We start from the raw sequence: 12,287 nt of genomic DNA on the forward strand, positions 1-12,287 counted from the left end.
GAAGTTGAAATATAAAAAAGTAGCACTAGTAGCAGCTATATCAATGAGTTTACTTGCAGGTTGCTTCGGGCCTAAACCAGAAGAAGAGTTATATGTAGCATTTGAGAATGCTGCAAAAAAAGAAAAAACAATCTTTGAAGATGCAAAAAAATTAGAAACATTAGAAAAGCAAGGGCAAGAATTATATGGCCAGATTGTAAAAGATGGAAAAGATAACAATCAAGTGGTAAAAGAGAAGTTAGATCAAGCTGTAAAAAGCGTTACTGATCGTGAAAAGGTGTTAGATAAAGAAAAGGAAACGTTAGATAAAGCACAAGCAGAAACAAAAGATGTTGATAAATATGTAAAGGAACTTAAAGATAAAAAGTTACAAGAACAAGCAAAGAAAGTACAAGATGCATATAAAGGCCGTTATGATGCCTTTAAAAAGATGTATGATAACTATAAAAAATCATTAAAACTAGAAAAAGAATTATATACGATGTTGCAAGCGAAAGATGAAAAATTAAAAGTAATTAGTGAAAAGGTGAAAGTTGTAAATCAATCTTATCAAGAGATTGATTCTCCAAAAAATAAATTTAATGAATATACAAAGCAGTATAATGAAGAAAAACTGTCTTTCTACAAGCAAGCAAATATTAAAATAAAAGAAGATAAAAAATAAAGAAGCTTTGGCCGTTTCGGCCAAGGCTTCTTTATTTTTTTGTGTAAGTACGACGATACCAAGGAGTTGGTTCGCTTAACTTTTTTTCTTGTTGAAATGCCTCTTTTCCAATATACTGCTGGAGCATTTTTTTAGCAGAGGTTAAGGATAGATGTGTTTTTGGATTTCGATATGCACAATCAAGGTTGCCGAGATGTGGAAGGTTACGAAAATCGTCTTTCGTAGGAGGGATATGGAAGTAATAATTACCTGCTCGGACAAGAACGTCAGATTGTTGCTGACTAAACCGTGGGTTTTTAGAAAAATGTAAACCTTCTTTCGTAGCTTGTTTTTCTGCAATTAATCGTTCTAAAGCTGTTTTTTTTAACCAATATAAATATTTCGGATTTGTAGCAGATTTTGCATGTCGGTTGACACTGAAAATTGCTTCAGCAAGTTGATGAACCGAAAATTGATTATAGGAACGAGACTGGGGTTGTGAAGATTTCATTTTAGCACTCCTTTCCTGTCTACATTATCATAATTCAATAAAAGTTAGCAATTTTTCTATGTAGAAAGCTAATATAAGTATTTTCAATATTAAAGCAATGTTGTGACAAAAAACAACTATTTTGTATAATATATAAATACAAATTGAAAAAACAACATAAAGACATAAAAGACCCTCTTTCCTTTTGGATGAGGCCATGCATAGAAGCAATCAGGGCCTTTTCCTGCCACATGCAAGGGTGAAACCGAATACAGGTCATATTTTGTTTTGTATAGCAGTGATTTATATAGTTATATCTTTTTTTAAAAGTAAGTCAATACTTTTATTTAATTGAGAGAAAAAACTGGAAAGAGTCTTTTATTCATTTATGTGCTTTTATGCTATGGTGGATGAGTTTTGTAATTTTAAAAAACGATATAATGATACGAAGAAAAGGATGACGAGAGTGTTGAAAAAACAATATGGAATTATTGATATCGGATCGAACACAATGAGATTAGTTATTTATGAAAAACAAAGCGGTGGCTTTTATAAAGAAATTGAAAATACAAAAGTAGTTGCTCGCTTACGGAATTATTTAGTAGATGGTTCCTTAAACGAAGAAGGGATTCATATATTATTACATACTTTGTTGCAATTTCAAGAAAGCACGCGCTTTCACCAGCTACATAAAGTATTGTGCGTTGCAACGGCAACAGTTCGGCAGGCTAAAAATCAAAAGGAAATTAAATGTCTTGTTGAAGAGAGCACTGATTTTAAGCTTCGAGTATTGTCAGAATATGAAGAAGCGCGGTATGGATATATAGCTGTTACAAATTCTACCTCTTTCACAGAAGGGATTACTGTTGACATTGGAGGAGGAAGTACAGAAGTTACGTATTTTCAAAATCGAGAAATTGTAAACTATCATAGTTTTCCGTTCGGAGCGTTGTCGTTAAAACAACAATTTTTTCATTATGATACGCCAACTTCGGAAGAACTTGAAGAATTAAGAAGTTATCTATGGTATCAATTCCAATCACTTCCGTGGCTTAAAGATAAGGAATTACCACTAATTGCAATTGGAGGTAGTGCGCGTAATATGGTGACAATTCACCAAAACCTCATTTCCTATCCAATTTCTGGATTGCATTTATATAAGATGAAGCCAACTGATATTGAATATGTTCACGAACATTTACTAAGACTTTCTTTTCCAGAATTGCAAAAGTTAGAGGGTCTTGCTAAAGATCGCGCAGATACTATTATTCCGGCAGTAGAAGTGTTTAAGATGTTAACAACTATTATAGAAGCTCCGTCCTTTGTATTAAGTAGAAAAGGACTACGCGAAGGAGTTTTTTATGAAGAATTAGTTAGTTCACTTGGGATTACTTATTATCCAAATGTTGTAGAAGAAAGTTTCCACTTACTTTCTTATGAATATGAAATGGACATGAGTGGTGTGATACAGCTTATGAAAAATACGACAATGATTTGTAAGGAATTAGAAAAAAATAGGATTGTTTCTTTTGAGCGAGAAGACTGGACTGCGTTGCATAGAGCGGCAAAAGTATTTAATATTGGAAAATATATTGATGAAGAGTCAAGCAGACAGCATACATTTTATTTATTGGCAAATAAAACGATAGATGGGATGATGCATAAAGAACGAATTAAATTAGCATTAATTGCTTCTTATAAGTCGAAATTGTTGTTTAAACAATGCATAGAACCGTTTACAGGTTGGTTTGAAAAAGACGAACAAAGAAAAATCCGATTATTAGGATCGGTTTTGCAATTTTCAGCAGCGTTACATGTAACCAATCGTAATCTTATTGAATCTATTCGTATTGTAAAAAAAGAAGGCGGGCTTGATTTTTATATTTACTGTAAGCAATCAGCTTTATCTGAAAAAGTACAAGCAGAAAAGCAGAAAAAGCAGATAGAGAAAATTTTAAAGATGAACATTGATCTATATTTTTATGAAGAATGTTAAGTTGTACGGACTTCTTTACAAAAAATTTACATTTATCCCAGTAAAAATTTGTTAAAATAAATATAACTAAATTATATTGAGAAAGCTTTAGAGGGAAGTGTGAAGGAAATATGGAAGCGATGAAAAATAGTCTTATAAACTTGAATGATACAGCTTATTATAACAATCGTGAATTGAGTTGGCTTGCTTTTAATGAACGAGTATTACAAGAAGCACAAGATGACAGTAATCCATTACTAGAGAGATTAAAGTTTATTAGTATCTTCAGCTCAAATTTAGATGAATTTTTCATGGTGCGTGTTGCAGGACTAAAAGATCAGGTGAAGGCTGGATTTAATCAACCGGAAAATAAAGCTGGACTAACACCGAAAAAACAACTGGGAAAAATTTCATATAAAGCACATGAATTAATGCAAGTACAGTATGATACTTATCAAAATGTTTTACTTCCTGCACTGCAGGAAGAAGGAATCGAAAAGTTGTCTTTTCGTGATTTAACGAAAGAACAACGAGAATTTATTGAGGAATATTTTGATGAACAAATTTTCCCTGTGTTAACACCTGTAGCAATTGATGCGTATCGACCGTTTCCTATGTTATTAAATAAAAGCTTAAATTTAGCTGCTATTTTATATGATGAAAGACAAACAGTAGAAGAAAATCGGACAAAGCTTGGCATCGTTCAAGTTCCATCACTATTAGAACGCTTTATTTTTTTACCTAATGAAGATAATAAGCAAAAATTTATTTTTTTAGAAGACGTGATTAGTAACTTTACTCATAAATTATTTACAGGATACAAAGTATCATCTGTTACGCGTTTTCGAATTACGCGTAATGCAGATTTAACAATTCATGAGGAAGGCGCACGTGATTTATTGAAGGTCATTGAGAAAGAATTAAAAAAACGAAAATGGGGAGCGGCGGTTCGTTTAGAGGTAGGGACGGATAATTTAGATAAAAGAGTATTGTCTCTATTATACGAAGCGTTAGAAGTGAAGGATGAAGATGTATATATGATTGAGGGTCCGCTTGATCTAACATGTTTATTTGCGCTCTATAAAAAGTTAGCATCTACATATGAGCATCTAATATATCCTGCATTTATTCCTCAACCATCTCAAGATTTAGATGACGAAGAAAATATATTTGAAAAAGTGCTAGAACAAGATATTTTATTACATCATCCGTTTGAGTCATTTCATCCTGTCATTGATTTTGTAGCAGAGGCAGCTGAAGATCCAGATGTATTAGCAATCAAACAAACACTATACCGTGTAAGTGGAGATTCACCTGTGATTCAAGCTTTAAAAACAGCTGCAGAAAATGGGAAGCAAGTGACAGTACTTGTGGAATTAAAGGCTCGTTTTGATGAAGAAAATAATGTCCAATGGGCAAAAGAATTAGAAAAAGCAGGCTGTCATGTGATTTATGGTGTTAGCCATTTGAAAACACATAGTAAAATTACGCTTGTTGTAAGGCGGAAGCATGGGAAAATTGAGCGATTTGTTCATTTAGGTACAGGGAATTATAATGATGCAACAGCGAAATTATATACTGACTTTGGATATATTACATCACGCAAAGATTTCGGAATTGATGCAACAAACTTTTTTAACTATTTAAGCGGATATACGATGAAACCACATTTTCATCAATTATCTGTTGCCCCGTTTGATATTCGTCAGCAATTTATTGAACTCATTGATGAAGAGATTCGCTATCATAAACAATATGGAAATGGCTATATTATAGCAAAAATGAATTCTTTAACAGATAAGCCGCTCATTCAAAAATTATACGAAGCATCGCAATCTGGTGTAAAAGTTGATCTCATTGTGAGGGGGATTTGTTGTTTACGTCCTCAAATTCTAGGTGTAAGTGATAATATTCGCGTTATTAGTGTAGTAGGTCGTTATTTAGAGCATAGTCGTATTTATTATTTTCACCATAATGGAGAGGAAAAAATATTTTTATCGTCAGCCGATTGGATGACGCGTAATATGGAAAAGCGTGTAGAAATATCATTTCCTATTTTAGGACTTGATATGAAAACGCGAATTAAAGATGTTTTACAACTTATTTTAGATGATAATGTAAAAGCACGTGAACAAAATGAACATGGAGAATATCATTATGTGGTAAGGGATCGTATAGAAAATATTGAAAGTCAAGTGCAGCTCTTTCAAATGGCATATATACACACTGAAGAGGAATAAAGTGAAACGGGAAATCTTTATAAGTATAAATTGAAAAAACGACATAAAATTATTTTCTTTTTATATATACAAGTTAAAAAAACGACATAACCCCCCCTTTCCTTTTAGGGGGACGACAGTATCTGGCCATGCATAGAAGCGGTCAAGGCCTTTTCCTGTCACATGCGAGGTTTAAAACAAAGTGAGAAAGCAAGTAGCTGTCATGTTGAATTCTGCATAGCGGTGATTTACATATTGAAAAATGAAAATGGATGTATTTGTACGTAATAGAATAAGATATATAGAAAAAAGGCCTCGATTTGAGGCCTTTTTTACATAGTTGTTTCTACTTACATTAGTAAAAATACGGTGTTGGATAAGGATAGCCGTAGCAAGGATACGTTGGGCAATATGGTCTAGGTCCAAATGCCAATGCTCCGCCAAGTAAACCTCCTGCAAGCCCAGCTAAAAAAGGAAATCCGAAAAATGGGATAAATCGTGAATCTCCGATTGGACCAACTGGAGCTGAGCGGAAGGGAATTGGCTGATATTGAGGATACATGTTAAAACCTCCTTCAATGAACTCATTGTTATCATATGGGAAAATAATGTGGATGAGCGAGTACAAGAGAGAATGGTGCAGAAAATAGGCGAAACGCATTCAGATATTATGTCGATTGTAATGTGAAGAGTGTAATTTCTGGTTTTGCTAAAAATCGAAATGGCACACGCGTTGTTCCAAGGCCGCGATTTACATGCAATAACAACTCGTAGTTTTGCTTAATATGATAAAAGCCTTCAATATAATGCTTTGCAAATGCAGGAGTAATAATGGCGCCAAAGAAAGGGAGTTGAACTTGTCCACCGTGACTATGTCCAGAAAGTTGTAAATTAATAGGGAAAGTTGCAATATGCGGTGCAACATCGGGTTCATGTACGAGAACAATCGTATAAAGATGATCTTGCGCTTGTTTTAAGATTCCATGTATGTCAGGTTTGCCAAGCATAATATCATCAATACCGAAAATAGAAATTTCACTTCCATCTAGTAGACGAATGCGTTTTTCAGCATTTTGTAATATTTCAAATCCGGATTGCTTCATGATGTGATCATAGTATTCTGTTCCGTACCCACCATGATCGTGATTACCGAAAACAGCAAATTTACCGAGCGGGGCATGAATCGTTTGTAAAATTGATGAGACAAATGGAGTATCTTCATATGTTTGATAATTGTCGATTAAATCTCCGGTAAAGAAGACGATGTCTGGTTTTTTTTCATTTATTTTTGCAACTACTTTAGAAAGTTGCTGCAGTGAATAATAATATCCTAAATGTAAATCACTAAATTGAACAATTTTAATACCGTTAAACCCATATGGAATAAGTGGAGAATGAAGTGTATGATACGTAAAAGAGAGAAGGGATGGTTCTATAAACTTTGCATAATAGTAACCTGTACCAGTCGTTATACAAGTATATAATAGTGTGCGAATGCCTTTTTTTATAAAATTTCTTCTTGTTATTTGATTCATATTTATATGAGCGAGATGATAGAAAATGATAATAGTAGAAAGATGTGATTTGTTAGAGTGAGTCGCTGCGTATCTTCTCCCCTTTCGTTAATTTATAGTGTATTTTATTAAAATATATCAGAAAAATTTAAATTTATAAAGAATTCCGTCGAATAAAATGATAAAATGAATATGTATTCATTTTAGGGAGGGAAAATTATGAAAGAAAAAGTAGTTGTAATTACAGGTGGTTCAAGTGGAATGGGAAAAGGAATGGCAACTCGTTTTGCAAAAGAAGGAGCGCGAGTTGTAATTACAGGACGTACACTAGAAAAGTTAGAAGAGACAAAGAAAGAAATTGAACAATTTGAAGGACAAATATTACCAGTGCAAATGGATGTGCGTAATATTGAGGATATAAAAGCAATGATTGAAAAAATCGATAAAGAATTTGGACGCATTGATGTACTCGTAAATAATGCAGCAGGAAATTTTCTTTGTCATGCTGAAGATTTATCGCCAAATGGTTGGAATGCTGTTATTAACATCGTGTTAAATGGTACATTTTATTGTAGTCAATCTATTGGTAAATACTGGATTGAAAAAGGGATAAAAGGAACAATTATTAATATGGTTGCAACTTATGCATGGGATGCAGGTCCTGGTGTTATTCATTCAGCAGCAGCAAAAGCGGGTGTATTAGCGATGACGAGAACACTTGCTGTTGAATGGGGACGTAAATATGGAATTCGTGTGAATGCAATTGCTCCAGGGCCAATTGAACGTACAGGGGGAGCTGATAAGCTTTGGATATCTGAAGAAGCAGCGAAGCGAACATTACACAGTGTTCCACTTGGCAGGCTTGGTACACCAGAAGAAATTGCTGGTCTTGCTTTTTATTTATGCTCTGAAGAAGCAGCGTACATAAATGGAGCTTGTATTACAATGGATGGTGGTCAACATTTGCATCAATATCCGTTTTAAGAGAGGGGTTATTTGTGACTAATTTGTGACATTTAGAAAAAGGGTCTTTACAAAAATTCTATTTATAAGGTAAGATTAAAATCTCTTTTTTCTTCATAGTAGAATTGCTAATTCCCCTTAGCATTTTACCCCTCTAATCCCTTCAGGAGAACTGAAGGGATTTTTTTATTATTTTTTCTACATAACGTGTTATAATCTTTGAAAAGTAAAGGGGGGGGAGCACTATGGTAGATGCATTAGATGTGATGAGTAATTTGGATAAAGTCCTTCCTTATTATCAAGCTATTTTTAGTGCAGATGAACATACTGTAATTGGATATGAAGTAGTAGGACGTATACAAACAGAAGAAGGGATTCACAGTCTTGCTTCATTCTTTCGCGATGATTCGATTCCATATGAATTTCAACTTGAAGTAGATAATGTTATTTTAGGAAAAGCATTGGATCGGTATTTGGAAACAGATCAATCATTTTTATTATTTGTGCATCGTAATGCGCATATACTGATGAGTGATGAAAGTGAAAGTTTACTGCATTTATTATTAACGTATGAGAAGAAAGGATTACGTTTAAATCATATTGTATTAGAAATAACAGAACACGATTTTAAAGAAGATATTGAACAGTTCAATCATTTACTTATGTATTACCGTACATATGATATTCAAGTCGCAATTAACAAAGTAGGAACAGGCACAAGTAATCTTGAAAGAATGAGTATGTTAACTCCTGATATTTTAAAAGTAGATTTAACAAACTTACGTCAAACGGCGTTGTTACAATCGTACCAGGATATTTTGTATTCATTATCACTCTTGGCGAGACGCATTGGAGCAACATTATTGTATGAAGATATTGATGCGTTCTATCAGTTGCAATATGCGTGGAAAAATGGAGGGAGGTACTACCAAGGGAATTACTTGAAAGAATCTTTACCTAATTTTATTGATAAAGACATTTTGAAAGAGCGTCTTGGCAATGAGTGTCATCAATTTATTCAGCGTGAAAAACGAAAATTGCAGAAGATTTATGAACTGACAGAAACGCTTCGAGAATATGTTGGGAATGTATTAGCAAAACAGAGAAAAATAGAAGATTTTAATAAATGGCTAATGAATTTTAGTCAACAAGTGACACATTGTAGCTTTCGTATTTTTATTTGTAATGAAGATGGATTTCAAAAATCAGGAAATGTTATGAAAAAAGATGGAGAATGGGTGCTAATGCCAGAGTATTATATGAAAAATTGGAGCTGGCGTCCGTACTTTTTAGAAAACATTATGAAACTACGCTTTGAACAAAAGGGAAGATTGTCTGATTTATACGGGGATCTTGAAACGGGTGAATTGGTTCGGACATTTTCGTTTCCTATTGATGATGAGCATTATTTATTTATTGACTTATCTTATGAATTTTTATATGAAGAAGATGTTTTATTATAATGCACGAAATATTTCGTGCATTTTTTTGTTTGTTTTTATCATAAATTGGTAATAGTGACAACTATGATAAGAATGGTGTCTATCGTTGTAAACATTTTACGAACGAAAGCTACTCTTTCATGGCATAATCATTGCTACAATGAATAGTAGAAGGATAAGCTCTTTTTATAAGGAGGGTGCGAAAATGAGGAAATACGGGATTTGGATTGTGCTATTTCTTTTCGTTGCATTTGTAATTGGACAAGGTGTGACAACGGTTCTTGGAAAAGAAGAAACAAAAATTGATCAAAATGAAATATTTGAAACGATTCAAAAGGGATATGAAGCGCAGTTTTCTATTCGTGGTAAGCGACTATCAATGGATAAAATGTATGACACATTATCTCCTTATTTCACGGATAACTTCCTTCAAGTTTTTACGGATGAAAATAATCAGGATGTGAAACGGAGTGCTCAATATTTATTGCCTACTAAAGAAGCGCCATTTACTTTTTCATCAAAAACAAAAATTGTATACAATCAAGAGCATAATTTGTTATACGTGTATGAACGGAATATGAAAACGGATGAGTATCAAATTATGACATTGCAAAAAAATGGTGATAAATGGAAATTAGCAGGGTATCATGAAAATAAACAGCTCTTATCTGAAATAAAAACATACGAAAAAGAGTAACGTGAAACTCTTGTTATTAAGAGGCCGTTCCAAAATGACAGGAATTTCATTTTATCGTCTCCATTTTGGTGTCCTTAAAGTATTGAGGCAAGGAATTTACCATTGGCGGATAGCGAAAAAAAGTGACTTATATACTGTCACTTTTTTTATTGTTCTAATTCTAAAAGTTGTTGTAATTTTTCAATTTGAAATCCTGCTACAACTTCTCCATCTACAACAACAGTAGGGGTAGAATAGGACTCATAATCATAGAGGAGACGATTGCGAGCTGCAACATCTTTTTTGACATCATATTCTGTAAAAGTAACATGATTATGTTTTAAAAATTCTTTTATAATTTGACACGGTGGACAATCAGGTTGTGTGTATACATCTACTTTCTTCATGTAAATCCTCCTTTTTAACTCCTTCTCATTATATTCTCGTATGAAAAAAACTGCAATAAAGTCAATTTTTCATTCATACAGATGTTTTTTCTATGAGAGGCTATACGCAATCTTCTTTCAGTTTTTCGAAACTTTGATGTCAAGTATTTTCTATTAATTAGGGGAGAAAAGTGATAGAAGTGTGTATTTCGGCTTTTTGTATGTTTTTTCGACAAATTTTAGTTGAGTTTCTTGCTCATAACCATTATCCTAGGGTGTGGGACATTTTTTCAGTTATGACGGATAGAATGAGTATTGCTGCAAAACCTATTCGTAGGAATATTAGAGAAAGGGGAGATTTCATGTCTCTGCTCCAAGGAATTTTAACTCGTCTTGTTAGTCTAAAAGAACAAGCTGAAAGCGGCGAAGTAGCACAACGCTATTTTGAAGTGAACGGTGAACGCAAATGTAGCGTAAAATATTTTGATAAAAGCGATATGTACGAGCTAGAAGTGTATCAACAAGGAGAAAAACCACAAGTATATCAATTCGATAATATTGATATGGTTGCAATTGAAATTTACGACATTCTTTCTTGATACATAAAAAGAAGGTGCCTCAGAATGAAGGCACCTTCTTTTTTTATTCCGTTATTCGAGGGCGGTAAAATCTCCCGCCTCAAGATTCAGAGAGAAGCGAAGAAGATAGATGGAAGTTTCACTTTATATGCTGAATAATATTCTCTCTCTAGTCCTACACTGATAACACATTCTATAAAGTGAAAATTTCATCAAAAGGATCATTCTTAAACGAACTGATGGGAAGCTCTTACTTTATTTTGAGATAGAGGTCTATTCGTAAGTAGCGTAAAAAGGAGGTGAGAAAAATGGAAAAAATGCCTGTTGTTGTATGTCCAAAGTGTCATAGACAATCAGAGATTACACATGTATTAACAGCGCAATCTAATCAAAATGTTATTTTCAAATGTCCATTTTGTACATATTTAATCCGGAATATTGAAACGAGCAAGGGATAAGTAAGACATATTTTGTTACTCTGTCCCATACAATGAGAATGCGAAAGTCTGTCTATGAGAAGGGACGTGACTATATGGGCGGAGAATATCAATTTTATAATTTATCAGAGCGAAACATGAGTTTTGAAGCTGTATTCTCAAGGATTTGTCATTTTATTCAAAGTGCACCGCGTAATATGTATCGATTGTCAATTGGAACAGATTCACAAGTACATCGAAATGACACACGTTTTATTACAGCCATTCATTTGCATCGCGTTGGAAAAGGGGCATGGGGGTGTTTATACCACCAAACAATAAAGCGAAAGCCCCCGAGTTTACGAGAGAAAATTTATTTGGAAACACAATTTAGCCAAGAGATTGCTTGTTTATTTACACCTAAGCGAATGCAACAGCTGTGGGATATTCTTTATCCATACCGCAAAGAAGGTGCTGAATTTGTTATGGAGATTCATTTGGATATTGGGAAATACGGTTTAACGAGAGAGTTTATTTTAGATATGACAAATAAAATTACAGCAATGGGATTAATTCCTAAAATTAAACCGGATGCATATGCGGCTTTTAGCTATGCTAATCGGTACACGAAATAATTTTTGTACTAAATTTTCAATCTATTAAATAAAAGGAATATTTTGTATAATAAATAATAAGAACGGTTGAACAAGGGGAGGAGAAAATGAGTAGAGAAATTGATTTAACGAAAGAAGAACAAAACTTATTGTTAGATGTGTTGTTTCGGCAAAATTATGCGAGTGAAATACTTTCCGTTGAACTTTCTGATATCGAAACTGGACGAAAGAAAACAGATATATCTCATTATAAACAGGTTACAAACTTATTTGCTCGGCTGAAAAATGAAGGATATTAAGGCTGCCAGAATGGTGGTCTTTTCTTTTGTTTCTATGGTAAAATGAACTGTGATTATTTATTTTATAATAAG

Annotated in this window: 14 protein-coding genes; 10 read left to right on the forward strand and 4 right to left on the reverse strand. The window is 33.4% G+C overall.

Annotated features, from left to right (window positions below; genetic code table 11):
• Positions 1–43: 43 nt before the first annotated feature.
• The gene (locus ACIGHG_RS04365; RefSeq protein ID WP_336473561.1) at positions 44–664 is read left to right on the forward strand and encodes a YkyA family protein; all 621 of its coding nucleotides are present in this window, start codon (positions 44–46) and stop codon (positions 662–664) included.
• A gap of 31 nt (positions 665–695) precedes the next feature.
• Here ACIGHG_RS04365 and ACIGHG_RS04370 read toward each other — a convergent pair whose 3' ends face one another.
• Complete coding sequence (locus ACIGHG_RS04370) at positions 696–1,154, reverse strand: YkyB family protein (RefSeq protein ID WP_090914240.1); 459 nt, start codon at positions 1,152–1,154, stop codon at positions 696–698.
• 436 nt (positions 1,155–1,590) lie between these two features.
• Here ACIGHG_RS04370 and ACIGHG_RS04375 point away from each other — a divergent pair, with 436 nt between their 5' ends.
• Together ACIGHG_RS04375 and ACIGHG_RS04380 are read left to right on the forward strand one after the other, a co-directional pair.
• Positions 1,591–3,129 carry a Ppx/GppA family phosphatase gene (locus ACIGHG_RS04375; protein WP_396547352.1) on the forward strand — a complete coding sequence of 513 codons (1,539 nt, stop codon included), beginning with the start codon at positions 1,591–1,593 and terminating at the stop codon, positions 3,127–3,129.
• Positions 3,130–3,239: 110 nt separating this feature from the next.
• A complete protein-coding gene (locus ACIGHG_RS04380; protein ID WP_336473517.1) occupies positions 3,240–5,348 on the forward strand; it encodes an RNA degradosome polyphosphate kinase in 2,109 nt (702 codons plus the stop codon).
• Between the two features lie 334 nt (positions 5,349–5,682).
• Here ACIGHG_RS04380 and ACIGHG_RS04385 read toward each other — a convergent pair whose 3' ends face one another.
• A complete protein-coding gene (locus tag ACIGHG_RS04385; RefSeq protein ID WP_396547354.1) occupies positions 5,683–5,889 on the reverse strand; it encodes a hypothetical protein in 207 nt (68 codons plus the stop codon).
• Positions 5,890–5,995: 106 nt separating this feature from the next.
• The gene (locus ACIGHG_RS04390; RefSeq protein WP_090914250.1) at positions 5,996–6,862 is read right to left on the reverse strand and encodes a metallophosphoesterase; all 867 of its coding nucleotides are present in this window, start codon (positions 6,860–6,862) and stop codon (positions 5,996–5,998) included.
• Positions 6,863–7,060: 198 nt separating this feature from the next.
• On the opposite strand from ACIGHG_RS04390, the gene fadH reads away from it, so the two are divergent.
• From fadH to ACIGHG_RS04405, 3 genes are all read left to right on the forward strand, one after another.
• Positions 7,061–7,825, forward strand: coding sequence for a 2,4-dienoyl-CoA reductase (gene fadH / locus ACIGHG_RS04395; protein ID WP_090914253.1), 765 nt, complete (start codon positions 7,061–7,063; stop codon positions 7,823–7,825).
• 224 nt (positions 7,826–8,049) lie between these two features.
• Positions 8,050–9,267, forward strand: coding sequence for an EAL-associated domain-containing protein (locus ACIGHG_RS04400; protein ID WP_336473515.1), 1,218 nt, complete (start codon positions 8,050–8,052; stop codon positions 9,265–9,267).
• A 184-nt stretch (positions 9,268–9,451) separates the two neighbouring features.
• Positions 9,452–9,943, forward strand: a complete 492-nt coding sequence (locus tag ACIGHG_RS04405; protein ID WP_336473514.1) for a DUF3993 domain-containing protein — start codon at positions 9,452–9,454, stop codon at positions 9,941–9,943.
• 146 nt (positions 9,944–10,089) lie between these two features.
• Here ACIGHG_RS04405 and ACIGHG_RS04410 read toward each other — a convergent pair whose 3' ends face one another.
• Entirely contained in the window at positions 10,090–10,329 is a 240-nt protein-coding gene (locus ACIGHG_RS04410; RefSeq protein WP_396547357.1) for a glutaredoxin domain-containing protein, read from the reverse strand.
• Positions 10,330–10,670: 341 nt separating this feature from the next.
• Here ACIGHG_RS04410 and ACIGHG_RS04415 point away from each other — a divergent pair, with 341 nt between their 5' ends.
• The 4 genes from ACIGHG_RS04415 (at position 10,671) to abbA (ending at position 12,215) form a co-directional block, all read left to right on the forward strand.
• The gene (locus tag ACIGHG_RS04415) at positions 10,671–10,907 is read left to right on the forward strand and encodes a YkuJ family protein (RefSeq protein ID WP_020059327.1); all 237 of its coding nucleotides are present in this window, start codon (positions 10,671–10,673) and stop codon (positions 10,905–10,907) included.
• Positions 10,908–11,194: 287 nt separating this feature from the next.
• Positions 11,195–11,344 carry a hypothetical protein gene (locus ACIGHG_RS04420; protein ID WP_090914260.1) on the forward strand — a complete coding sequence of 50 codons (150 nt, stop codon included), beginning with the start codon at positions 11,195–11,197 and terminating at the stop codon, positions 11,342–11,344.
• Between the two features lie 74 nt (positions 11,345–11,418).
• The gene (locus ACIGHG_RS04425) at positions 11,419–11,937 is read left to right on the forward strand and encodes a ribonuclease H-like YkuK family protein (RefSeq protein WP_336473512.1); all 519 of its coding nucleotides are present in this window, start codon (positions 11,419–11,421) and stop codon (positions 11,935–11,937) included.
• An 86-nt stretch (positions 11,938–12,023) separates the two neighbouring features.
• On the forward strand, positions 12,024–12,215 hold the full coding sequence (gene abbA / locus ACIGHG_RS04430; protein ID WP_090914264.1) for an antirepressor AbbA: 192 nt from the start codon (positions 12,024–12,026) through the stop codon (positions 12,213–12,215).
• Positions 12,216–12,287: the final 72 nt, after the last annotated feature.

The sequence above is a fragment of the Bacillus sp. NPDC077411 genome (genome assembly GCF_044543425.1).
Classification (GTDB): Bacteria; Bacillota; Bacilli; order Bacillales; family Bacillaceae_G; genus Bacillus_A; species Bacillus_A bruguierae.